The sequence below is a fragment of the Methylobacterium sp. HJ2 genome (assembly GCF_056431005.1).
Genome location: NZ_JBWJYM010000005.1, coordinates 351,117 through 372,119, shown reverse-complemented (window position 1 = coordinate 372,119; position 21,003 = coordinate 351,117). Strand labels below are relative to the sequence as shown.

The window sequence follows — 21,003 nt, the reverse complement described above, 5'->3', positions numbered from 1 at the left end:
ATCCGGCTCAGGCCGGCGGATCCGCCGGCCCGCCCGGCGCCGCCCTGCCGAACGGCCACCCGGTCCAGCCGCCCGCGTAGAGCGCCGCCCAGACCAGCACCGGCTGAAAGGCGAGGCGCGGACCGTGGTACCACCAGGAATTCGGGATGCCGGCGACGTGGATCCCGTCGAGGGCGTGCTTGACGTTGGCCGGGGTGACGCAGACCGCGTAGAGGGCGAGCCCGAGCGCGGCCGCCGGGCGCAGGCGCCGGCTCGACAGGGCGAGCGCCCCGGCGATCTCGCAGAGGCCGGTCGCCAGGATGACGAGGCGCGGCTCGGGCACCCAGCCGGGCATGATCGGCATCAGCGTCTCGGGGCTCGCGAGATGGACCGCGCCGACGGTGAGGTAGAGGAGCGCGAGGGCGCCGGCCAGCCAGACCCGGCCGGGGGGGGCGTCCGGCATGGCTCTCATGCCGCCCCGCCCGCCACGGACGCCTCGGGCACGCCGCAGCTCTCCGCCACGCGCCGGCGCAGCGCGGCCGCGAGCCGCGCCACGCCCGGATGCCCGGCGCTGGCCAGCGCCGTGTCGCCGATCGCCCGGACCGGGGCGATCAGGCGCAGGGAATTCGTGAGGCATACCGCCTCGGCCGCACGGACCTCGTCCAGCCCGAGCGAGCGCTCCTCGGCCCGGAACCCGCAGGATCCCGCCAGGTCCAGGATCTCCGCCCGGACGATGCCGCCGAGCACGCCGTCCGCGAGCGGCGGCGTGACCAGCCGGTCGCCGTCGAGGACGAACAGGTTGCCCGTCCCCGCGCAGGCGACGGCGCCGCGCGTGTTGCGAAACAGCGCCTCGTCGAACCCCGCCGCCGCCGCGTCCCGGGCGGCCAGCACGGCGTCGAGATAGCCCAGGGTCTTGAGCCGCGCGGCGGGCGAGGTCTCGTTGCGGGCGATGTCCGTCGGCCACAGGCTCACCGCGGCGAAGGCGGTCGCCGCCGCGCTCTCCGCCGCGAGGCCGTAGAGGGTCGGGCGCGGCGCGGGCGGGGGCCGCAGGCCCCGCGGGCCGCTGCCCCGTGTCGCGGTGAGGCGGACCGCGACCCGCGGGCCCGTCCCGGCGAGCGCCCGCATGGCCTCGGCGATCCGGGCCGGATCGAGGGCGAAGCCGAGGGCGGCCGCGGCGGCCACCAGCCGGGCGATGTGGGCCTGCGCGAAGGCGACGCGTCCGCCGATTGCGAGGCTCGTGTCGAACACCCCGTCGCCGAGGCTCAGGCCGCGATCCGCGAGGTCGAAGGGGGCGGTGCTGCCCGGGACGAGCCGCCCGTCATGCCACAGCATCGGGCGCCGTCCGCGCCCGCCAGTCGCGGGCGAGCGAGAGAAAGTTCGCGAAGATGGCGTGGCCGTCCTCGGTCAGCACGGATTCCGGGTGGAACTGGATGCCGTAGGTCGGGTGCCGCCGGTGCGAGAGCGCCATCACCTCGCCCTCGGACGAGCGGGCGTCGACGCTGAGATGGCGCTCCATGCCGGGCGCCGGGGCGACCACGAGGGAATGGTAGCGCCCAACCTGCATCGGGGCGGGCAGCCCGCGAAACAGCCCCTCCCCCGCATGCGCGACCGGCGTCGCCTGGCCGTGCAGGGGCCGGATGGCCCGCTCGACCCGGCCGCCGAAGGCCGCGCCGATCGCCTGGTGCCCGAGGCAGACCCCGAGGATCGGCACCTGCCCGGACAGCTCCCGGATCGCCGGCAGCGAGATGCCGGCCTCCGCCGGGGTGCAGGGGCCGGGCGAGACCACCAGGGCGTCGGGCGCCAGCGCGCGGATGCCCGCCACGTCGAGGGCGTCGTTGCGCGCGACCCGGACCGTCTCGCCGAGCTCCTCGAGGTAGCGCACCACGTTGAAGACGAAGGAATCGTAGTTGTCGATGACGAGGATCACGGCGCCGCACCCCCGCTGGAGGGCCCGAAGGCCTGGAAGACCCGCGCGGCCTTGGTCAGGGTCTCGTCGTATTCGGGGCCCGGCTCGGAGAGCAGGGTCACCCCCCCGCCCGCCTGGAGCACGGCCGTTTTCCCGTCCATGAACACGGTGCGGATGGCGATCGAGGTGTCGAGCCCGCCGTCGAAGCCGATGCGGCCGATGGCGCCGCAATAGAGCTCCCGCGCGTCCCCCTCGATCTCGGTGATGATGTCCATGGCGCGGATCTTCGGCGCCCCCGTGATCGAGCCGCCGGGAAACGTGCGCTCGACGAGGTCGAGGGCGTCGAGGCCGGGCCGCAGGGTGCCGGTGACCACGGAGACGAGATGGTGGACGCCCGCATAGGTTTCCAGGCCGCACAGGACCGGCACCCGCACGCTGCCGGCCGAGCAGACCCGCGAGAGGTCGTTGCGCAGCAGGTCCACGATCATGATGTTCTCGGCCCGCTCCTTCGGATTCGCCTGGAGCGCCGCGGCGAGCGCCCGGTCGGCCTCGGGATCGGGGACGCGCCGGGCCGTGCCCTTGATCGGCCGGGTCTCGACGGCGCCGCGCTCGAGCTTCAGGAAGCGCTCGGGCGAGCTCGACGCCACGGTCAGGCCCTCGAAGGCGAGGTAGGCGCCGAAGGTGGCCGGGTTGGTCTCGCGCAGGCGGCGGTAGAGGCTGAAGCCGTCGAAGCCCGCGGGCAGGTCGGCCTCGAAGCGCTGGGCGATGTTGGCCTGGTAGATGTCGCCGGCCCGGATGTAGGCGCGCACCCGCTCGACGGCGGCCTCGTAGCCGGCCCGGTCGAAGTTCGAGCGCCAGGTCAGGGCGGGGAGCGGGGCGGCCGGGGGGAGGTCGCCCGCCCCCAGCAGGTCGGAGAACCGGGCGAGCCGCGACGCCGCGCGGGCGGCGCGGGCGGCCGGTTCGGTCTCGGGAAAGCCCGTGGCGACCAGCCGGCAGGTGCCGGCGGCGTGGTCGATCTCCAGGACCGTGTCGTAGAGGTTGACGGCGGCGTCGTCGGTGAGGCCGGCCCGCCGGGCGGGCGCCGCCACGCGCTCCAGCGCCTGGCCGAGATCGTAGGCGAAGTAGCCGATGGCGCCTCCGGGAAACGCCACGCCGGCCTCCGGCTCGAGGCGAAACGGCGCGAGCGCGGCGCGCAGGGCCGCGATCGGGCCGCCCGGCACCGGTGCGCCGTCGAGGGTGGCGGAGCCGTCGCGATAGCGGAAGCGCGCGAAGGGATCGGCCGCCACGATCGAGCGGATGCCGAGCGTCGCGTGCGGCATCGCGCTGTCGAGGAAGGCGAGGCCCGGCAGGTGCCGGAGCCGCGCCGCGGCCGCGACGGGATCGACGAACGGGATCTCACGGGTCCACATGGTCGCTTCCGGTCCGGTCCTCGCTTCCGGTGGGCCGGGCACCCGGCTCGCATCCACGCCTCGCACAGGCGCCGCTCCGGGGGAAGCGGCACGGTGCCGCCCCTGGCATGCGCGAGGCCCCGGCCCGTCGAGACCCTGGCCTGCGCGGGGCCGCGGGTGCGCGGCCCCGTCGAGCGGCCGCCGGGCCCCTCCGCGCGGGCCGGGCTCGCATGCGCCGCGCGATGTCGCTATATCGGGGCCGATTCCGAAGTCTCGTCGCGATCACCGTGCCGGTCCAGAGCGGCCCGCGGGATGCGGCCGCCGTGAGCCCGACATGACCGCCACCCCCGCCCCCGGTGCCAAGGCCGGCGCACCCAAGATCTCCTTCGTGTCGCTGGGCTGCCCCAAGGCCCTCGTCGATTCCGAGCGGATCCTGACGCATCTGCGGGCGGAGGGGTACGAGCTGGCGCGCAAGCACGACGGCGCCGACGTGGTCATCGTCAACACCTGCGGCTTCCTCGATTCGGCCAAGGCGGAGTCGCTCCACGCCATCGGCGAGGCCATGGCCGAGAACGGCCGGGTCATCGTCACGGGCTGCATGGGCGCGCAGCCCGACGAGATCCGCGACAAGTACCCCAACCTCCTCGCCGTCACCGGTCCGCAGGCCTACGAGTCGGTGGTGGCGGCCGTGCACGAGGCGGTGCCGCCCGCCCACGATCCCTTCCTCGACCTCATCCCGCCCCAGGGGGTGAAGCTCACGCCGCGGCACTACGCCTATCTGAAGATCTCGGAGGGCTGCAACAACCGCTGCACCTTCTGCATCATCCCGTCGCTGCGCGGCGACCTCGTCAGCCGCCCGGCGGGCGACGTGCTCCGGGAGGCGGAGAAGCTCGTCAAGGCGGGCGTGAAGGAGCTGCTCGTCGTCTCGCAGGACACCAGCGCCTACGGGGTCGACACCCGCTACGCGGAGAGCCCGTGGCGCGACCGGACGGTGCGCGCCCGCTTCTACGACCTCGCCAAGGAACTCGGCGAGCTCGGGGCCTGGGTGCGGCTGCACTACGTCTACCCCTACCCCCATGTCGACGAGGTCATCCCGCTGATGGCCGAGGGCAAGGTCCTGCCCTACCTCGACATGCCCCTCCAGCACGCCTCGCCCAGCGTGCTGAGGCGCATGCGCCGGCCCGGCAACCAAGAGCGCCAGCTGGAGCGCATCCGGCGCTGGCGCGAGATCTGCCCCGACCTCGCCATCCGCTCGACCTTCATCGTCGGCTTCCCGGGCGAGACCGAGGCGGAGTTCGAGGAGCTGCTCGCCTGGATCCGCGAGGCCAGGCTCGAGCGGGTCGGCTGCTTCACCTACGAGCCGGTGAAGGGCGCCACCGCCAACGGCCTCGCCAACGCGGTGCCGCCCGAGGTGCAGGCCGAGCGCAAGCGCCGCTTCATGGAGACGCAGCAGGGCGTGGCCGCCCGCCTGCAGAAGGCCCGGATCGGCAAGCGCCTGCCGGTGATCGTCGATTCGGTCGGCGGCAACGTCGCGGTCGGGCGCACCAAGTACGACGCGCCCGAGATCGACGGCAGCGTCCACGCCGTCTTCCGCCGCCCGGTCCGCCCGGGCGACATCGTCACGGTGAAGATCGAGCAGGCCGACGCCTACGATCTGCGCGGCAGCGTGGTCTAGGGACCCCGCGCCCGGCGCTCGGCCGTCCGTATCAGGCGTTCTTGCGCGGGCGGTGGTTCGGATCCACCCCGCCCTCGGGCGTGGTCTCGTTCTCGACGTCGCCCTCGAAGGTCGAATCGGCCTGGATGTCCTCGGGATCGCGGCCGGTCATGCCCTTCGAGGCGCCGATGCCGGGATTGCCCTTGAGGTCGGCGTCGCTCGGGGTGTCGGTCTTCAGGTGCTTGCTCGACATGCGGCCTCCTGTGGCTGGGTGCCGAGGTCAACCGCGCGAGGCGGGATCGGGTCGCGCGGCTGCGTCGGTTCGCCCCGTCCTAAGCGAATCCGGATGATCGCGTCGGGAGGGCGGATCCGCCTCGCGCGAGGCCGCGTCAGCCGGCCAGAAGATCGGCGCGCCGCGCCCGCCCGACGCCCGCCTCGGCCATCCGTGCCCAGGCCTGCGCCAGGGAGCCGCCCTGGTCGATGCCCCGCACCGCGTCCTCCACCACCACGGCCTCGAACCCGGCCGCGCGGGCGTCCAGCGCGCTCCAGGCCACGCAGAAATCCGTGGCGAGCCCGCAGAGCACCACGCGGCCGATGCCGCGCTCGCGCAGGGCCCCCGCGAGGCCCGTGCGGGTGGTCCGGTCGGCCTCGAGGAAGGCCGAGTAGCTGTCGACCTCCCGCGTGCCGCCCTTGCGAATGACGAGCGATGCCCGGTCGGTGTCGAGGCCCGGCGCGAAGGCGGCCCCGGGGGAGCCCTGCACGCAGTGCTCCGGCCAGAGCACCTGCGGGCCGTAGGGCATCGCGAGGGTCTCGAACGGCGCCCGGCCCGGATGGCTCGCGGCGAAGGAGGCGTGGCCCGGCGGGTGCCAGTCCTGCGTCAGCACGGCGAACCGGGCGGCGCGCAGGAGCGCGTTGGCCGGCCCGACGACGGCGTCGCCGTCGGGCACGGCGAGCCGGCCGCCGGGCAGGAAATCCACCTGCACGTCGACGACGACGAGCGCGTCGCGCGCGCTCAGCGGCATCCGCGGCCCCGCATCACGGCAGCATCACGGTCGAGCCCGTGGTCTCGCGGCCCGCCAGATCCGTGTGCACCTGCACCGCCTCGGAGAGCTTGCGCCGGGCGTGGACCGGGATCTTCACCGCGCCGCTCTTCACCACCGAGAACAGGTTCTCGGCCATCGCCTCCAGCACCGGGCGCTGGCTCGCGAAGGTGAACAGGGTCGGCCGGGTGACGTAGAGCGAGCCGCGCGGCGCCAGCAGCCCAAGATCGAGGCCCTGGATCGGGCCCGACGACGAGCCGAAGCTCGCGAGCAGGCCGAGCGGCGCGAGGCTGTCGAGCGAGCCCATCAGGGTCGCCTGGCCGACGCCGTCGTAGACCACCGGCACGCCCCGGCCGTTCGTGATCTCGCGCACCCGCTTGGCCACGTCCTCCTCGCGGTAGAGGATGACGTGGTCGCAGCCATGCGCCCGGGCGAGGTCGGCCTTCTCCGCCGAGCCCGCCGTGCCGATGACGGTGGCACCGAGGTGCTTGGCCCATTGGCAGGCGATCAGGCCGACGCCGCCGGCCGCGGCGTGGAACAGGATCGTGTCGCCCGGCTTCACCGTGTAGGTGCGGTGGAGCAGGTACTCGGCGGTGAGGCCCTTCAGCATCATCGCGGCGGCGGTGGCGTCCTCGATGCCCTCGGGGATGTGGACGCAGCCCGCGGCCGGCACCACCATCTCCTCGGCGTAGCTGCCCTCGGCCGAGGCAGTGGCGACCCGGTCACCCACCGCGAACCCGGTGACGCCCGCGCCGAGCGCCTCGACGATGCCCGCGCCCTCCTTGCCCGGGGTGAAGGGCAACTGGGCCGCCTTGTAGGCGCCCGAGCGGAAATAGATGTCGATGAAATTGACGCCGATCGCGGTCAGTCGCACGCGGATCTGGCCGGGGCCGGGCTCGGGCCGCGCGACATCCACGTAGCGCATCACCTCGGGACCGCCGTATTCCTCAACCCGGATCGCCTTCGGCATTGTCTCGTTCCTTGTTCGCGTCTCGTCCCCGCCCCGAGATAACCGATCGCGCGCCCGGGGCAATGCCAAGCGGACCTTCGCCAATCAGACCTTCGCCAGGCGGACCTTCGCCAAGCGGACCTTCGGGGCGCGCGATCCGATCCTGCCGCCGGACAGGGCGCCCCCGGACAGGCCTCCACGGCCGCGCCGGTCGGCCCGCCGGCCGTTCGCCCCCTGCCTAGGCCATCGGGGCGCGGCACGAGGCCGGCCCCGCGGGAGGGGGCATGGCTGCCGCGGCAGCGTGCCGGCTCGGCGCATCCGGTTCAGCGCTTGCGCACGAACTCGGTGCGCAGGACGAGACCCTTGATGCCCTCGTAGCGGCAATCGATCTCCTCCGGATCGTCGGTGAGCCGGATCGCCTTGATGACCGTGCCCTGCTTCAGGGTCTGGTTCGCGCCCTTGACCTTCAGATCCTTGATCAGGCTGACGGAATCGCCGTCGGCCAGCAGGTTTCCGGCCGCGTCGCGCACCGCGGTGCGGCCGGGTTCGGGCGCTTCGGCCGTCTCGGCGGCGGGGCGCCACTCCCCGGTCGCTTCGTCGTAGATGTAGGCGTCGTCGTCGGCCATGCCGGTCCCTTCCGTGAGCGCCGCAGCCTTGTCGCGCCCGCGCGGGCCCGGCAAGGGGCCCACCCGCAAAGACCGCACCCCCAAAGACCGCACCCGCGAGACCGCACCGGTCCCGGTCGTTCGGCTCCGTCGTTCGGCCCGGCCGTTCGGGCTGGCGATGGGCTCGGGCGGCGGGCTCGGGCGGTCGGCCGCATTGCCTTCGGGGCGGCCGGGATCCACTTGATCGGGAGCCCGTCCGCGGACGACCTGCCGAGGCCGTCCGGGGACGGCTCCCGAGGCGCACGAGACACCGATGCCCCAGACCCAGAGCCCCGCCCCCCGTTTCGAGGTCGCCGTCGTCGGCGCGGGCGCGGCCGGGCTCGCGGCGGCCCTGGCGCTGGCGCAAGCGGGGATCGCCACGGCGCTGGTCGGCCGGCACGCCCCGGTGGCGGACGGGCGCACCGTGGCGCTGCTCGACGGCTCGGTGCGCTTCCTCGACGCCCTCGGCGCCTGGGTGGGGCTGGCGAAGCAGGCCGCGCCGCTCGCCGTGCTGCAGATCATCGACGACACCGGCAGCCTGTTCCGGCCGCCGCCGGTGCGCTTCCATGCCGACGAGATCGGCCTCGACGCCTTCGGCTGGAACGTCGAGAGCGTCCGCCTCGTGGAGGGTCTGCGGGCCCTGGCGCGCTCGACCCCGAATCTCACCCTGGTCGAGAGCGACGCGGCGGGTTGCGAGGCGGGCGAGGCCGAGGCCCGGCTCGCGCTCGCCGAGGGCGGCGCGGTGGCGGCCCGGCTGGTCGTCGCGGCGGACGGCGCCGGCTCGCGGCTGCGCGCGGGCAGCGGCATCGGCGTGCGCGACTGGTCCTATCCCCAGGCCGCGCTGACCACGATCCTGGCGCATGGGCGCCCGCACCGGGACGTCTCCACCGAGTTCCACACCCGGCAGGGTCCCTTCACCCTGGTCCCCCTGCCCGGCCAGCGCTCCAGCCTGGTCTGGGTCGCGGATACCGAGCGGGCCGCCGCGCTCGCCGCCCTCGACGACGCGGCGCTCGCCGCCGCGGTCGAGCGGCAGGCCCAGGGCATGCTGGGCGCCATGCGGATCGACGGGCCGCGCGGTCAGGTGCCGATGCGGGGGCTGGCGACGCACAGCCCCGTCGCCCACCGCCTCGCCCTGATCGGCGAGGCCGCGCACGTCTTCCCGCCGATCGGCGCGCAGGGGCTCAATCTCGGCCTGCGCGACGCCGCGGCGCTGCGCGACGCGGTGCTGGCGGCGGCGGCCGACCGTCGCGATCCCGGCTCCCGCGCGGCGCTCGCCGGCTTCGCCCGCGCCCGTCGGCGCGACGCGGCGCTCCGCAGCGCGGCGGTGGACGGCCTCAACCGCAGCCTGCTCACCGCGCTCCTGCCGGTGGATGCCCTGCGCGGGCTCGGATTGATCGCGATGGCCTCGATCGGGCCGCTCCGCCGCGCCGTGATGCGCGAGGGCGTGCTGCCGCGCTTCGGCGCCCCGCAGCTGATGCGGAAGGCCGGCTGACCGGACGGAAATCCTGGGTTTTCAGACCTGGCGGCGGCGGATCAGGCGCGTCGATCGCGCGGGAGCCGGCCTTGCCGATGGACCCTCTGGCGGGTCGGGCGAACCTGCGATGATCCGGAGGACACGCCCGGTCCGGCGGCGTGATCCGCGGGCGGGGCTGCCCCGGAGAATCCGGACTAGCGCTCCGGTTCCTGCAGGACGTAGGCGCCGATGCGGCTCTGGAGGTCGACGGGGCCGCCCGAGCGCTGGGTGCGGCCGGCCTCGATATCGATGACCGGGATGCCCTGGCCGCGCAGCTGGCGGCGCAGCTGGGCGGCGCGCAGCCGATATCCCGCATCGCGGCGGGCCGGGCTCTGGAGCAGGACGGCGGCGGGCCGCGCGATCACCGCGAGCACGTCGTCGGCCGCGTCGAGCGAGGCCGTGACGCTGGCGTAGCCGAGGGCGGCGAGTTCGCCGGCGAGCGAGTGGTCCACGGCCCGGACGCCGTCATCCACCACGAGGACTTGTTGCAGCGCACCCATAAGCTTGAGCGGTACCCCATCGTAAGCCTCGAGGGAAGAGGCCCGAGCCGATAACACGCCGGATCCCGATTTGGTTCGCCGGCCTGTTTGCAGTGCGAAGATGCCGGCGGCCGGATGAGCCGGGGATGAACCGACCCTCCGCGCCGCCGCGCGATCCCCCGCAACGGTGCAAGGATCGGGCCGACGGCTCCGGGCGCGGGCCCGAGGACTCTCGCGGCCGGCGGGCGGATCGCGGTCTCCCGGATGGGAAAATCGCCCTTGCGGGCCGGCGCGCCCCGGCTCAGGCCCGGATGAGGCTCGTCGCGGTTCCGGCGAAGAAGGTCGCGCGGTAGGGCGCCGCGCGCCACGTCTCCGCCTCGGGCGGCGTCGCGGCGCCCCGGCGGAGCGGCGCGGCCCGGCAGGCCCGCCCGCGCAGCGCGATCGCGCCGCCGGGGCCGATCCCGAGTTCGAGCAGCCCGGCGGGCAGGGCGAACCCGGCGGGATCGGCCAGGGCGAGGGCGATGTCGTCGGCGCCTCGGCCGCGGGTGATCACGGCGTCCTCGTCGAGGGCGATCGCGTCGAGGATGCGGTAGCCGGGCGCCCGCTCCAGGCGGCGGTCCGTCAGCCGGCCGGGGGCGCGGTGGGCCAGGGTGAGGGTGCGCAGGCAGCCGGGCAGGGGCGCATCGCGCAGGGCCGCTTCGAGGAAGGCCGGGACCGCGAGGTGCAGGGCGCGCGGGTCCGCCTCGGCCACGAGGGCCGACGCGAAGCTGCGCGCGTCGAAGGCCGGCAGGGTCTCCAGGGTGGCGCCCGCCATCAGGGCGGCGCCGAGGCCGGTCACGAGCCCGCGCAGGTCGTCGGGCGGCATCAGGCTGAGAAGGCGCTCGCCCGGGCCGACGGGGGCGCAGGCGAGATGGGCGGCGATCGCCGCGAGCAGCGCCTCCCCGGGCCTGTGGACCGGCCGGGCCGGGTCGCGCCCGGCGAAGCTCACGAGGCCGCCGCCGCTCTCGGGACCCGCCTCCCCGGCGCCGTCCCGGCCGCCCCGCTCCAGCGCCAGCGCGTCGAGGTTGATCACCCCGTCGGGGACGTCGGGGCCGAAGGCGGCGAGGTAGCGCAGGCCGAAGACCTGGAGCGCGACGCGGCGCAGGGTCTCGGCGGGGCGGCGCCCGCCGAGGCGCCCGTGCGTCAGGACGGCGGCGATGCCGGCGGCCTCGACGCCGGCCACCGCCTGCGCCTCGTCCCAGGCGGCTGGCATCGGGCAGGGCACGTGGCCGGCCGCCTCCACCGCCAGATGGGCGACCAGCCCCTCGCCGCCGCCCGCGAACCAGAGGCCGACCCGGCTGCCCGGCGGCAGGCGCCAGGCGCGGATGCCGCGGGCGAGGCGGGCCGCGATCTCGGCGGCGGCGGCGTAGGTCCAGGTCATGGCCGGGCGGCCGCACCAGCCGGTCCGGTCGGCGAGGTCGACGAGGGCCGGGCGGGACGGGTGGCGCTGCGCGGTGGCGGCCAGCAGGGCGGCGAGGCCGGCCCGGCGGCCCGGCGCCGCCGGGGCGACCGGCCGGTCGGGCACGGGCACGGGCGCGCGGGACGGGGCGAGCATGGGCATGGGGCGCGCGGGGACGGACGGGATGGAAGGACGCGGCGGCGCGGCAGGGTCCCGGGCGATTCTGGGCTGCGCCTGCACCGATGCCCCTCCGCCGATCGCCCCGTCGGCGCCGACCATGGATCGGCATGGTTAAGGGCCGGCTAACGCCCCCGCCCGTTCACGGAGCGGGCGGGCGGCCGCCCGATCGTGTGCGGCCTGGCACCGGTGTCATGTCTTCGCCTCATTCCGCCGGGAAAGCAGGCCGCCCGGTCATCGCGGGGAGGCGGGAGCCTCTCTCGGGCGCGGCGCCCCCGGTCCTGCCGGGCGGGTGCCGGCCGAGGCTCGCAGCCGGATGCTCCCGCCGGGGGGCGCCTGCCCGGGCCGGCGGCGCCTGCCAGAAACGGCGGCACCCTCTCGACGACCGCGTCACGGTCTCGTCATCCGACGAACCGAGAAGCCTTACGCCAAACCCAAGGGGTCTGAAGCCGATGTCCGCCAATCGCCCTGCGCACCTGCTGCGCGCCGCCGCCGTTCTCGCGATCGCGGGCCTTGCCGGTCCGGCGCTCGCCCAGCCGAAGAAGCCGGCGGCCCCTGCCCCGACCGCGCCCGCCCCGACGGCGCCCGCGCCCACCGCTCCCACCAACCAGACGGCCCAGACCGGCCCGCAGATCATCAACGTCAAGTCCGAGCCCGGCCAGGCCGACTGGACCAAGGTCTGCGGCAAGGATCAGGGCTCGGGCACGGACATCTGCTACACCACGCGCGACTTCGTGTCCGACCAGGGCCAGCCGGTCCTCGCGGTCGCCGTCTACGAGATGAAGAATCCGCAGACCAAGCAGGAGGTGCGCGTGGTGCGCTACCTGCTGCCGCTCGGGCTGCTGCTGCAGCCGGGCATCCGCTTCAACATCGACGGCCAGTCGGCCACCCCCGGCAAGTTCGCCGTCTGCTTCCCGAACGGCTGCTTCGCCGAGGCCGGGGGCGTCGATGCGGGCGTCGTGGGCGCGATGAAGAAGGGCACCCTGCTCAACGTCTCGGTGCAGAACCAGACCCAGCGCGAGGTCACCTTCGCGGTGCCGCTCACCGGCTTCGGCAAGGCCTTCGACGGCCCGGCCATGGACCCGAAGGTGCTCGAGGAGCAGCAGAAGAAGCTCCAGGCCGAGCTGGAGAAGCGCAGCGAGGACATGCGCAAGAAGCTCGAGGCCGAGAAGGCCGGCACCGCCAACACCGCGCCCAAGCCGTAAGGCAGCGCCAGTAAGCCGCAAGGCTCCTCGGGCATCTCGAGCGCAAGAGGCTGGCGAGAGGCTGGCGAGAGGCTGGCGAGAGGCTCCCCGGACGGGGGCCTCCCGCGGGCCCACGGCGCGCATGGGTACTTGGCGCGCACGGGCACGCGGCGCACGGGAAAACGGGAACGGCCGGGCGGCGAGCCCGGCCGTTCCCGCGTCGGGGCGGGGGTGCTCAGTTCGCGGTGCGGTCGCGCATCCGGTAGGTGCCGCGGTCGTCGCGCACGAAGATCTCGCCGATCCCCGCATGGCGCAGGGCCTCGCCGGAGGTGTCGGGCACGAGGTTCTGCTCGGAGACGTAGGCGACGTACTCCGTCTCGGCGTTCTCGGCGAGCAGGTGGTAGAAGGGCTGGTCCTTGCGGGGCCGCACCGCCTCGGGGATGGCGAGCCACCATTCCTCGGTGTTGTCGAAGACCGGGTCGACATCGAACACGATGCCGCGGAACGGGTAGATCCGGTGCCGGACCACCGCCCCGATCCCGAACTTCGCCGTCCTGATGGCGGGGGCCGCCACGGCCTGATCCATCGGTACCGTCTGATCCATCATGCCGCCTCAGATAGGCGCAAGTCGTGCCGCTGTCATCGGGTTCCGGTCACGGGGCGGCGATGCCGAGGGCTGCGCCGACCCGCTCCGCCGTCGCGGCGCGGCGCGCGGTGATCCCGGCGACCGCCTCCCGCGCGTGCGCCAGGATCGCGGGCGGCGCGCTCTCCGGGGTGCCGCTGTCGAAGGGCGGCTCGGGCGCGTAGGCGATGGCGAGCTGGATCGCCCGGGCGGCGTCGTCGCCCCGGAGTGCGGCCGCGAGCCGCAGGGCGCCGTCGATCCCCGCCGTGACGCCCGCCGCGAAGGTGTAGCGCCCGTCGACCACCACCCGTTCGTTCACCGGGATCGCCCCGAAATGCGGGAGCAGGTGGAACGCCGACCAATGCGTCGTGGCGCGCCGGCCGCGCAGCAGCCCCGCCGCGCCGCAGAGCAGCGCGCCGGTGCAGACGGAGAGGACGTGGCCGCCGCCCTCGGCCTGCCGCCGGATCCAGCCGAGCACCGCTTCATCCTCCATCAGGGCTTCCTGTCCTAAGCCGCCCGGGACGTGCAGCACGTCGAGCGGGGGCGCGTCCGCGAGGGCGGCGTCCGGGGTCAGCCGCAGCCCGTTCACGTCCCGCACCGTCGCGGTGCCCGCTCCGTAGATCCGGCAGGTGGCGTTCGGGATCCGGGCCAGCACCTCGAACGGCCCGGTCAGGTCGATCTGGTCCACCCCCTCGAACAGGAGGGAGCCGATGGTGAGCGGGGTCTCGATCGGAATCATGGTTGGGCCTCTCGCGTTCTGGACACGGGCAGCCTAAGCCGCCATCGTCTGGCGAGAATGCCAAACACCCCTCGTTTCCAGCCAGAACCGCCGACCCGTCTATGATGTTCGCACATCGCGGATGAAGCCCGCGCTTCCCTCCCCCGCAGAGGCTAGCGGATTCACACATCACGGGTTCACGCTCTGGCTTGCACTGCAGAGGCGTGGGTTCTTCCCTCCCCCCTCTGCGGGGGAGGGTGCCTGCGGAGCAGGCGGGAGAGGGGAACCCGGCTCTCGGACGAGGCCCGGCGTCGATGCCGAGCGCGATCCTGGACCGTCGCTCCCCTCTCTGCGGGACTTCGTCCCGGCCGACCCGCTTCGCGGGCCACCCTCTCCCGCAGAGGGGAGAGGGAAGCGCGCGGGCTCCATCCGAGATGTGTGAACATCCTTCCCCGCAGAGGGGGGAGGGCAGAACCCGCGCCCTTGCAGGGCAAGCTTGAGGGGAACGGATGATGTTTGAATCCGCGAGCCGGCCCGTCGAGATCCTCGCCTTCCCGGGGGTGCAGCTCCTCGACGTGGCGGGCGCGCTTCAGGTCTTCGCCACGGCCAACGACGTCTCCGCGACCGCCGGGGGCATCCCGGCGCCCTACGCGCCGCGGGTGGTGACGGTGGGCGATCCCGCTCTGACCGCCTCGGCCGGGCTGCGGCTGGTGGCCGAGCCCCTCCCCCCGGTCGAGGCGCCCCTCGACACGCTGGTGATCGCGGGCGGGCCCGGGATCCGGGCGGCCTGCGCCGATCCGGCGGTGCTGGCCTGGGTGCTGGCGCGGGCGGCGCGGGCGCGGCGGGTCGCCTCGGTCTGCACCGGCGCTTTCCTGCTCGGCGCGGCGGGGCTGCTCGACGGTCGCCGCGCCGTCACCCACTGGACGCAATGCGAGGCGCTGGCCCGGCTCTACCCGCGGGCCCGGGTCGAGCCGGACCCGATCTACGTGCGGGACGGCGCGATCTGGACCTCGGCCGGCATCACCGCGGGCATCGACATGACCCTCGCCCTGGTCGAGGCCGATCTCGGCCGGGATCTGGCGCTTGCCGTGGCGCGCCACCTCGTGATGTTCCTGAAGCGCCCGGGCGGCCAGGCGCAGTTCAGCGCGAGCCTCGCCCTCCAGGCCGGCGACGACCGCTTCGCGGCGCTCCACGCCTGGATCCGGGACAACCTCGCGCGCGATCTCTCCCTGCCGGCCCTGGCCGCCCAAGCGGGCATGAGCCCGCGCAGCCTCGGGCGGCATTACCGCGCGGCCACCGGCCTGACGCCGGCCAAGGGGGTGGAGCGCCTGCGGCTGGAGGCGGCGCGCCACCATCTCAGCGAGACGCGCCTGCCCGTGAAGCGGATCGCCGAGCGCTGCGGCTTCGGCTCGGAGGAGACGCTGCGGCGCAGCTTCCTCCGGCACCTGGCCGCGACGCCGCAGGAGTATCGCGACCGGTTCGGCGCGTCGGCCGGACCCTGAGCCGACCCAAGAGCCGGCCCAAGAGCCGCGCGCGGAGGCCGGCTCAGTCGAGCTTGTACACGGCCGCGAGGTCCGGGTCCTTGGCCGAGACCAGGCGGGCGAGGTCGACGATGACCTTGGCCTGCTTCCAGGTGGCGTCGTCCTGCATCTTGCCGTCGAGCATCACCGCGCCGGTGCCGTCGGGCATGGCCGCGACGATGCGGGCGGCGAAGGCGACTTCGTCCGGGTCCGGCGCGAAGACGCGCTTGGCGATGGCGACCTGGTTGGGGTGGAGCGTCCAGGCGCCGGCGCAGCCCATCAGGAAGGCGTTGCGGAACTGGACCTCGCAGGCCGCCCCGTCCGAGAAGTCGCCGAAGGGGCCGTAGAAGGCCTTGATGCCGTTGGCCATGCAGGCGTCGACCATCCGCGCGATGGTGTAGTGCCAGAGATCCTGCTGGGCCGAGGCGCGCGGGGCCTCGCCCGCCGGGTCGGCGATGACGCGGTATTCCGGGTGGCCGCCGCCGACCCGGGTGGTCTTCATGCCGCGGGAGGCCGCGAGGTCGGCGGGCCCGAGGCTCATGCCGTGCATGCGCGGCGAGGCCGCCGCGATGGCGTCGACGTTGGCCACGCCTTCCGCCGTCTCCAGGATGGCGTGGACGAGGATCGGCTTGCCGATTCCGTGCCGGGCCTCGAGCTGGGCGAGCAGCTGGTCGATGTAGTGGATGTCCCAGGGGCCCTCGACCTTGGGCACCATCACCACGTCGAGCCGGTCGCCGACCGCGCCGACGATCTCGAACAGGTCGTCGAGAATCCAGGGGCTGTTGAGGGCGTTGATGCGGGTCCAGAGGCCGGTGCCGGTGGCGGCGAAGTCGGTCGCCCGCGCCATCTGCACGAAGCCCTTCCGGGCGGCCTCCTTCTGATCCAGCGGCACCGCGTCCTCGAGGTTGCCGAGCACCACGTCGACCGTCCCGGCGAGCTCAGGCACCCGGGCCCGGACCTTCTCGTTGTGGGGCGGCACGAAGTGGATCATCCGCTCGAGCTTGACCGGAAGCTCCCGGAACGGGGCCGGGGCGCCCGTGGCGAGGGGCTGGAAGAAGCGGCGCGGCAGTTTCATGGCTCGGGTTCCCAGAAGGCACGATGGAGACGTCCGATTGGGACGTCCCGACGGAGTCCCGATGGACGGGCTCGGCTTCGGTCCCGTTATGGCAGGGCCCGGCCCCGGGTAAAGCTGTGCCTTGGTGCGGGCGGGGCCGGATCCGGCCCGGCGACGCTGAATTTTTCTTCCTCCGACACCGAGTTTTTCTGCGGACGCCGCGGGATCCGGAAGTCTGACTCCGTGCGCCGCCGCACAGCGATGCGTCTGCGCCGGGCGCAGACCGGATCGAACCGGGAACTGGCCCAGTCATGCTGGCGTTCTTCGGACGAGGCGGGTGCTCTCAGAGCGGGAATTAGCCATGTCCGGATCGACGCGACGGTCAGTCGCCGTTTTCGCGACGGCCTGTATGCTGGTTACGAGCGTCCACGGGGGCGCGTTTGCCGGCTCCAATACTGGCAAGGCCCCCGCCGAGCGGATCGCCTTCACGGCCGAGGACGCGGCCGCGGCCCGGCCTGCCGGGCTCGAGGGGGTGCGCATCGCGGGCGACGACCCGCAGGCCTTCCAGGCCTTGCTCGACGAGGCCTCCGCCTCCTCCGAGCCCTGGCTCGTCCTGTCGGGCGGCGGCGAGGACGGCGCCTTCGCGGCCGGGCTGCTCGCCGGCTGGAGCGAGGCCGGGACGCGGCCGGCCTTCGGAGTGGTCACGGGGGTGAGCACGGGCGCCCTGATCGCCCCCTTCGCCTTCATCGGCCGGTCGGGCGACGCCCCCCTGCGCGAGGCCTACACCACCATCACGGCGGCCGACGTCTTCGAATTCGGCGGCTCGGACGTGGCGCTCACCGACACGTGGCCGCTGAAGCGCCGCATCGACCGGGCGGTGACGGCCCCGCTGCTCAGGGCGGTCGCCGCCGAGCAGGCCAAGGGCCGGCGCCTGCTGGTCGCCACCACCGAGATCGATACCGGCCGCCCGGTGCTCTGGGACATGGGCGCCATCGCCGCGGCCGCCCAGCGGAAGGGCAGCGAGGCCAAGGCCCTCGACCTGTTCCGCGCCGTCATCCTGGCCTCCTCGGCGGTGCCGGGCGTGTTCCCGCCCGTCCCGGTCGAGGCGAGCCTGCCCGGCGGCAAGGCCATCCAGGAACTGCACGCCGACGGCGGCACCACGGCCCCCTTCTACCTCGCGCCGAAGCGGGCCATGACCGCGGCGCTCGCCGGCACGCCGCCGGTGCGGATGCCGACCCGCACGATCTACCTCGTGATCAACAACAGCCCGACGCCCGCCTTCGAGATGGCCCGGCGCTCCCTGCTCTCCGTGCTCGGCCGCTCCCTCTCCGCGGCGATCAAGGCGCAGATCCAGGACGGGCTGGCGCTCGCCGGCGCCTTCAGCCGCCGCGAGGGCATCGACCTGGCGGTCGCCGAGATCGACGGCCGCTTCAAGACCGTCTCGCCCGGCCCCTTCGACCAGCGCTACATGCAGGCGCTCTACGCCCACGGCCAGGCCCTCGGCCGCGACGGCACCGCCTTCGCGACGCCCTCCGCCGGCATCCAGGGCGAGACGCAGGCGCTGGCCAAGCGCTGACCGGACCGCCGACGCGGCGCCGACGCGCTGCGCGCCCGAGCGGGCCGGCTCGGCGGCAGGCCGCCGACGCACTGGTTTCGCGGGTCTTCCGGCGTCGCCGAGGACCGGGTCGGGGCCGTTTTCCCGGCCTGAGCACAAATTTTCGTTGTACTCATTCATATCTCCACCAGGAATTGAGAATAAACTGATTTCGCTGCCGCCGTAACGACTCGTTAATCGTGTATTGCGTTACCATGACACCCGAAAACATCGGGGGTCGGCATATGTTCGGATTTGCACGAAAGACAGAGATCGCTCAGCGCGAGGCCGAGACGGCGGGCGTCGATTTCGAGGCGGTGCTCGACGCGTTGCCCGTCAACGTCCTGCTGCTCGACCCGCAGACCGCGATGGTGACCTACGCCAACCCGCGCAGCGTCGAGACCCTGCGCACCCTCCAGGCCTACCTTCCCCCGAGCGTCCGGCCCGAGGCCATGGTGGGGACGTCCATGGACGTGTTCCACAAGAACCCGAGCCACCAGCGCGCCATCGTCTCCGCGCCCGAGCGCCTGCCCTGGCGCACCAAGATCCGGCTCGGACCCAAGACCCTCGACCTGCATGTCAGCGCCGTCCGCTCGCGCGCCGGAGCCTACGTCGCCGCCGTCCTGTCCTGGGCCGACGTGACGGCGCTGGCCGACGCGATCACCGGCTTCGACGCCAGCATGGGCAGCGCGACCGCCGCGACGGCGCAGGCCACCCACGCGATGCGGGACGCCTCGGAGAGCGTGCGCCTGGCCACCGAGGAGACCTCGACCGCCGCCGCGAGCGCCGCCGCGGGCGCGGGCCTCACCAGCGGCAACGTGCAGTCCGTGGCCGCCGCCGTCGAGGAGATGACGGCCGCCAACGACGAGATCGCACGCCAGATGGGGGAGACCAGCCAGGCCACCCAGAAGGCGGTCGCGGAGGCGTCCGAGGCGCGGGCGAGCGTCCAGACCCTGTCCGACACCTCGCAGAAAATCGGCGAAGTCGTCAGCATGATTTCGGCCATTGCATCCCAGACCAACCTGTTGGCGCTCAACGCCACCATCGAGGCGGCGCGCGCCGGCGAGGCCGGCCGCGGCTTCGCCGTCGTCGCCGCCGAGGTGAAGGAGTTGGCCTCCCAGACTGCGCGCGCCACCGCGGAGATCGCCCAGCACATCACGGGCGTCCAGGGTGCGACGGCCGGGACCGTGCAGGCGATCGACCGGATCGCCGCTGTCATCGCCACGGTCGACCGCAACACCAGCGCGGTAGCGGCCGCCTCCGAGGAGCAGGTCGCAACCGTCGCCGAGATCGGTCGTAGCGCCCGCACCGCTTCCGACCAGACCGGGAGTGTGAACCGCAGTATCGAGGCAGTGGCGGTGAACGCGGAGCGCTCCTCGACTTCGGCCGAGACCGCCATCGCGGCGACGGCCCAGCTCGAACGGCAGATGGCGGAGATCACCACCGCGGTGACCCTGTTCCTCGCCGAGGTGAAGAAGATCTAAGGCGGGCTCCGGTCGATCCGGCCGGGCCCTGTATCAAACAGGCCCGCGTGGCGTTCGAGCGAAGACTTGGTCTGCCATCCCGAACGGATCGACAGGATCTGGTCCGACGCTGAGGCCGATCCGGGCTCTCGTCAGCCCAGCACCCGGATCGGCGCACCGGCGAGCCAAGCCTCTATGTCCTCGACGGCCTGGGTAAAGTAAGTGCGGTAGTTCGCCCGCGTGACGTAGCCGAGATGGGGTAGGGCCAACACATTCGGCAGGTTGCGGAAGGGGCTGTTGGCCGGAAGCGGCTCGGTCTCGAACACGTCGAGCCCCGCCCCCGCGATCCTGTTCTCGGCAAGCGCCCGGGCGAGCGCCGCCTGATCGACAAGGCCGGCCCGAGCGGTGTTGATCAGGAGCGCCGTCGGCCGCATTCGGGCGAGATCCGCCTCCCCGATCAGGTCGCGCGTCGTCGGCCCGAGCACGAGATGCAGGCTGACGACGTCGCTTGTCTCTAGAAGCGCCGCCTTAGAGGGTGCCAGCGCGACGCCAGCGGTCTCCGCCCGCGCCTCCGTCAGGTTGGGGCTCCAGGCGACGACATCCATGCCGAAGGCCTGCCCGATCCGCGCTACCTGCGCGCCGATCTTGCCGAGGCCGAGGAGGCCGAGCCGGGCGCCCGCGAGGTCGGTGCCGAGCGTCGACTGCCAGGGCCCGTTGCCTCGCAGCGCCGCGCTCTCGGTCGCCACGTGCCGGGCGAGGCCGAGGATCAGCGCCCAGGTCAGCTCGGTGGGCGGCGCGCCGGCGCTCTCCGTGCCGCAGACCGTGACCCCGTGCGCCCGCGCGGCGGCGAGGTCGATCGCCGCGTTTCGCAGGCCGCTGGTGACGAGGAGCCGCAGCTTCGGCAGCCGGGCGAAGAGCGCGGCCGGGAACGGCGTGCGCTCGCGCATGATCACCAGGATCTCGGCCCCGGCGATCCGGGCGACGAGGGCGTCCGGATCCGCCAGCGGCTCGCCGATGCGCCCGACCGCGACGCGGCCGTCGAGTCGGCTCCAGTCGGCGCAGTGCAGAGCCGCATCCTGGTAGTCATCGAGGATGAGACAGGAGGTCATGCGGCCGGCCCGCCGTCGGTCGGCGCGGCGTCGAGGGCACCCTCGGCCAGGAGCACCGCGTGGGCAGCCTTGAAGGCCTCGAGGCCAGCCGGGATGCCGCAATAGGCAGTGGCGTGCAGGAGCGCGGCCTTGATCTCCGCGACGGTGATGCCGTTCGTCAGCGCGCCCTTGACGTGCAGCTTCAACTCGGCTGGCTTGCCCAGCGCGGTGAGCATCGCGAGGTTGAGGAGCGAGCGCGTCCTGTGGTCAAGGGCCGGATCGCCCCAGGCCCAGCCCCAGGCCCAGGCGGTGGTGGCGCGCTGGAACGCCATCATGAAGTCGTCGGCCCCGGCCAGCGAGGCGTCGACATACTCCGCCCCCAGCACCGCGCGGCGGATCGGCAACCCCTTCTCGAACAGGGCCTCGTCGGACATCGGCGTTCTCCCGCATGCTGTCTGCTGCAAGAGAGTCTATCGCGGAAATCCGGGCCTGCCTTCCCCGAAGGCGGCCCGTCATGCCGGATCCGGACGATCCCTCCGGGATGGCGGATCCGGGTGTCGCTCGAGCGCCGTCTGGGCTTGCGTGATCCGCCT

The 21,003-nt window shown here is 73.8% G+C and carries 22 protein-coding genes; 7 read left to right on the top strand and 15 right to left on the bottom strand.

The annotated features are described in order from the left end of the window. Positions 1 to 7: 7 nt before the first annotated feature. Genes ACS5RC_RS15170 through pabB form a run of 4 tightly spaced genes read right to left on the bottom strand, consistent with a single transcriptional unit; the run spans position 8 to position 3,294 of the window. Positions 8 to 442 (bottom strand): DoxX family protein, encoded by a 435-nt coding sequence (locus tag ACS5RC_RS15170; protein ID WP_478344697.1) that lies wholly within the window; start codon positions 440 to 442, stop codon positions 8 to 10. 5 nt (positions 443 to 447) lie between these two features. Beyond that, positions 448 to 1,311, bottom strand: a complete 864-nt coding sequence (locus ACS5RC_RS15165) for an aminotransferase class IV (RefSeq protein WP_478344696.1) — start codon at positions 1,309 to 1,311, stop codon at positions 448 to 450. Then, on the bottom strand, positions 1,298 to 1,906 hold the full coding sequence (locus tag ACS5RC_RS15160; RefSeq protein ID WP_478344695.1) for an anthranilate synthase component II: 609 nt from the start codon (positions 1,904 to 1,906) through the stop codon (positions 1,298 to 1,300). Before ACS5RC_RS15160 ends, ACS5RC_RS15165 begins: the two co-directional genes overlap by 14 nt. Then, on the bottom strand, positions 1,903 to 3,294 hold the full coding sequence (pabB, locus tag ACS5RC_RS15155) for an aminodeoxychorismate synthase component I (RefSeq protein ID WP_478344694.1): 1,392 nt from the start codon (positions 3,292 to 3,294) through the stop codon (positions 1,903 to 1,905). The genes ACS5RC_RS15160 and pabB overlap by 4 nt, the downstream gene beginning before the upstream one ends. A 313-nt stretch (positions 3,295 to 3,607) precedes the next feature. Here pabB and rimO point away from each other — a divergent pair, with 313 nt between their 5' ends. Beyond that, on the top strand, positions 3,608 to 4,948 hold the full coding sequence (rimO, locus tag ACS5RC_RS15150; RefSeq protein WP_478344693.1) for a 30S ribosomal protein S12 methylthiotransferase RimO: 1,341 nt from the start codon (positions 3,608 to 3,610) through the stop codon (positions 4,946 to 4,948). A 31-nt stretch (positions 4,949 to 4,979) separates the two neighbouring features. Here rimO and ACS5RC_RS15145 read toward each other — a convergent pair whose 3' ends face one another. From ACS5RC_RS15145 to ACS5RC_RS15135, 3 genes are all read right to left on the bottom strand, one after another. Next, entirely contained in the window at positions 4,980 to 5,180 is a 201-nt protein-coding gene (locus ACS5RC_RS15145) for a hypothetical protein (RefSeq protein ID WP_478344692.1), read from the bottom strand. 136 nt (positions 5,181 to 5,316) lie between these two features. Next, positions 5,317 to 5,949, bottom strand: coding sequence for a bifunctional nicotinamidase/pyrazinamidase (pncA, locus tag ACS5RC_RS15140; RefSeq protein ID WP_478344691.1), 633 nt, complete (start codon positions 5,947 to 5,949; stop codon positions 5,317 to 5,319). Positions 5,950 to 5,962: 13 nt separating this feature from the next. Further along, positions 5,963 to 6,937: a quinone oxidoreductase family protein gene (locus tag ACS5RC_RS15135; protein WP_478344690.1), complete on the bottom strand. Its 975-nt coding sequence runs from the start codon at positions 6,935 to 6,937 to the stop codon at positions 5,963 to 5,965. Positions 6,938 to 6,982: 45 nt separating this feature from the next. On the opposite strand from ACS5RC_RS15135, the gene ACS5RC_RS15130 reads away from it, so the two are divergent. Further along, entirely contained in the window at positions 6,983 to 7,294 is a 312-nt protein-coding gene (locus ACS5RC_RS15130) for a pentapeptide repeat-containing protein (protein WP_478344756.1), read from the top strand. Here ACS5RC_RS15130 and ACS5RC_RS15125 read toward each other — a convergent pair. Then, a complete protein-coding gene (locus ACS5RC_RS15125; RefSeq protein WP_478344689.1) occupies positions 7,240 to 7,542 on the bottom strand; it encodes a zinc ribbon domain-containing protein YjdM in 303 nt (100 codons plus the stop codon). The genes ACS5RC_RS15130 and ACS5RC_RS15125 overlap by 55 nt on opposite strands. 292 nt (positions 7,543 to 7,834) lie before the next feature. Between ACS5RC_RS15125 and ACS5RC_RS15120 the strand changes: the two genes are divergently transcribed. Then, positions 7,835 to 9,052: a UbiH/UbiF family hydroxylase gene (locus tag ACS5RC_RS15120; RefSeq protein WP_478344688.1), complete on the top strand. Its 1,218-nt coding sequence runs from the start codon at positions 7,835 to 7,837 to the stop codon at positions 9,050 to 9,052. Between the two features lie 176 nt (positions 9,053 to 9,228). Here the strand turns inward: ACS5RC_RS15120 and ACS5RC_RS15115 are convergent, their stop codons facing one another. Together ACS5RC_RS15115 and ACS5RC_RS15110 are read right to left on the bottom strand one after the other, a co-directional pair. Beyond that, positions 9,229 to 9,573: a hypothetical protein gene (locus ACS5RC_RS15115; RefSeq protein ID WP_478344687.1), complete on the bottom strand. Its 345-nt coding sequence runs from the start codon at positions 9,571 to 9,573 to the stop codon at positions 9,229 to 9,231. A 280-nt stretch (positions 9,574 to 9,853) separates the two neighbouring features. After that, positions 9,854 to 11,152, bottom strand: coding sequence for an AMP-binding protein (locus ACS5RC_RS15110; RefSeq protein ID WP_478344686.1), 1,299 nt, complete (start codon positions 11,150 to 11,152; stop codon positions 9,854 to 9,856). A gap of 467 nt (positions 11,153 to 11,619) precedes the next feature. Between ACS5RC_RS15110 and ACS5RC_RS15105 the strand changes: the two genes are divergently transcribed. Further along, complete coding sequence (locus ACS5RC_RS15105) at positions 11,620 to 12,372, top strand: invasion associated locus B family protein (protein WP_478344685.1); 753 nt, start codon at positions 11,620 to 11,622, stop codon at positions 12,370 to 12,372. A gap of 214 nt (positions 12,373 to 12,586) precedes the next feature. On the opposite strand, the gene hspQ is transcribed toward ACS5RC_RS15105, so the two are convergent. After that, positions 12,587 to 12,958 carry a heat shock protein HspQ gene (gene hspQ, locus ACS5RC_RS15100; protein ID WP_478344684.1) on the bottom strand — a complete coding sequence of 124 codons (372 nt, stop codon included), beginning with the start codon at positions 12,956 to 12,958 and terminating at the stop codon, positions 12,587 to 12,589. Positions 12,959 to 13,004: 46 nt separating this feature from the next. Beyond that, positions 13,005 to 13,712, bottom strand: a complete 708-nt coding sequence (locus ACS5RC_RS15095) for a DJ-1/PfpI family protein (RefSeq protein WP_478344683.1) — start codon at positions 13,710 to 13,712, stop codon at positions 13,005 to 13,007. Positions 13,713 to 14,200: 488 nt separating this feature from the next. Between ACS5RC_RS15095 and ACS5RC_RS15090 the strand changes: the two genes are divergently transcribed. Further along, complete coding sequence (locus ACS5RC_RS15090) at positions 14,201 to 15,193, top strand: GlxA family transcriptional regulator (RefSeq protein ID WP_478344682.1); 993 nt, start codon at positions 14,201 to 14,203, stop codon at positions 15,191 to 15,193. Between the two features lie 43 nt (positions 15,194 to 15,236). Here the strand turns inward: ACS5RC_RS15090 and ACS5RC_RS15085 are convergent, their stop codons facing one another. Next, complete coding sequence (locus ACS5RC_RS15085) at positions 15,237 to 16,286, bottom strand: HpcH/HpaI aldolase/citrate lyase family protein (RefSeq protein WP_478344681.1); 1,050 nt, start codon at positions 16,284 to 16,286, stop codon at positions 15,237 to 15,239. A 388-nt stretch (positions 16,287 to 16,674) separates the two neighbouring features. Here ACS5RC_RS15085 and ACS5RC_RS15080 point away from each other — a divergent pair, with 388 nt between their 5' ends. Then, entirely contained in the window at positions 16,675 to 17,841 is a 1,167-nt protein-coding gene (locus ACS5RC_RS15080) for a patatin-like phospholipase family protein (protein ID WP_478344680.1), read from the top strand. A 263-nt stretch (positions 17,842 to 18,104) separates the two neighbouring features. Next, the gene (locus ACS5RC_RS15075) at positions 18,105 to 19,343 is read left to right on the top strand and encodes a methyl-accepting chemotaxis protein (RefSeq protein WP_478344679.1); all 1,239 of its coding nucleotides are present in this window, start codon (positions 18,105 to 18,107) and stop codon (positions 19,341 to 19,343) included. Between the two features lie 131 nt (positions 19,344 to 19,474). Here the strand turns inward: ACS5RC_RS15075 and ACS5RC_RS15070 are convergent, their stop codons facing one another. Further along, entirely contained in the window at positions 19,475 to 20,431 is a 957-nt protein-coding gene (locus tag ACS5RC_RS15070) for a D-2-hydroxyacid dehydrogenase family protein (RefSeq protein ID WP_478344678.1), read from the bottom strand. Continuing rightward, entirely contained in the window at positions 20,428 to 20,844 is a 417-nt protein-coding gene (locus ACS5RC_RS15065) for a carboxymuconolactone decarboxylase family protein (RefSeq protein ID WP_478344677.1), read from the bottom strand. Before ACS5RC_RS15065 ends, ACS5RC_RS15070 begins: the two co-directional genes overlap by 4 nt. Between the last annotated feature and the right edge of the window lie 159 nt (positions 20,845 to 21,003).

Coding starts and splice junctions, on each gene's coding strand:
- ACS5RC_RS15085 (WP_478344681.1), bottom strand. CDS start 16,286: ATGAAACTGCCGCGCCGCTTCTTCCAGCCCCTCGCCACGGGCGCCCCG.
- ACS5RC_RS15165 (WP_478344696.1), bottom strand. CDS start 1,311: ATGCTGTGGCATGACGGGCGGCTCGTCCCGGGCAGCACCGCCCCCTTC.
- ACS5RC_RS15135 (WP_478344690.1), bottom strand. CDS start 6,937: ATGCCGAAGGCGATCCGGGTTGAGGAATACGGCGGTCCCGAGGTGATG.
- ACS5RC_RS15120 (WP_478344688.1), top strand. CDS start 7,835: ATGCCCCAGACCCAGAGCCCCGCCCCCCGTTTCGAGGTCGCCGTCGTC.
- ACS5RC_RS15105 (WP_478344685.1), top strand. CDS start 11,620: ATGTCCGCCAATCGCCCTGCGCACCTGCTGCGCGCCGCCGCCGTTCTC.
- ACS5RC_RS15110 (WP_478344686.1), bottom strand. CDS start 11,152: ATGCCCATGCTCGCCCCGTCCCGCGCGCCCGTGCCCGTGCCCGACCGG.
- rimO (WP_478344693.1), top strand. CDS start 3,608: ATGACCGCCACCCCCGCCCCCGGTGCCAAGGCCGGCGCACCCAAGATC.
- ACS5RC_RS15075 (WP_478344679.1), top strand. CDS start 18,105: ATGTTCGGATTTGCACGAAAGACAGAGATCGCTCAGCGCGAGGCCGAG.
- hspQ (WP_478344684.1), bottom strand. CDS start 12,958: ATGATGGATCAGACGGTACCGATGGATCAGGCCGTGGCGGCCCCCGCC.
- ACS5RC_RS15065 (WP_478344677.1), bottom strand. CDS start 20,844: ATGTCCGACGAGGCCCTGTTCGAGAAGGGGTTGCCGATCCGCCGCGCG.
- ACS5RC_RS15145 (WP_478344692.1), bottom strand. CDS start 5,180: ATGTCGAGCAAGCACCTGAAGACCGACACCCCGAGCGACGCCGACCTC.
- ACS5RC_RS15090 (WP_478344682.1), top strand. CDS start 14,201: ATGATGTTTGAATCCGCGAGCCGGCCCGTCGAGATCCTCGCCTTCCCG.
- ACS5RC_RS15115 (WP_478344687.1), bottom strand. CDS start 9,573: ATGGGTGCGCTGCAACAAGTCCTCGTGGTGGATGACGGCGTCCGGGCC.
- ACS5RC_RS15080 (WP_478344680.1), top strand. CDS start 16,675: ATGCTGGTTACGAGCGTCCACGGGGGCGCGTTTGCCGGCTCCAATACT.
- ACS5RC_RS15170 (WP_478344697.1), bottom strand. CDS start 442: ATGCCGGACGCCCCCCCCGGCCGGGTCTGGCTGGCCGGCGCCCTCGCG.
- ACS5RC_RS15070 (WP_478344678.1), bottom strand. CDS start 20,431: ATGACCTCCTGTCTCATCCTCGATGACTACCAGGATGCGGCTCTGCAC.
- pncA (WP_478344691.1), bottom strand. CDS start 5,949: ATGCCGCTGAGCGCGCGCGACGCGCTCGTCGTCGTCGACGTGCAGGTG.
- pabB (WP_478344694.1), bottom strand. CDS start 3,294: ATGTGGACCCGTGAGATCCCGTTCGTCGATCCCGTCGCGGCCGCGGCG.
- ACS5RC_RS15095 (WP_478344683.1), bottom strand. CDS start 13,712: ATGATTCCGATCGAGACCCCGCTCACCATCGGCTCCCTCCTGTTCGAG.
- ACS5RC_RS15125 (WP_478344689.1), bottom strand. CDS start 7,542: ATGGCCGACGACGACGCCTACATCTACGACGAAGCGACCGGGGAGTGG.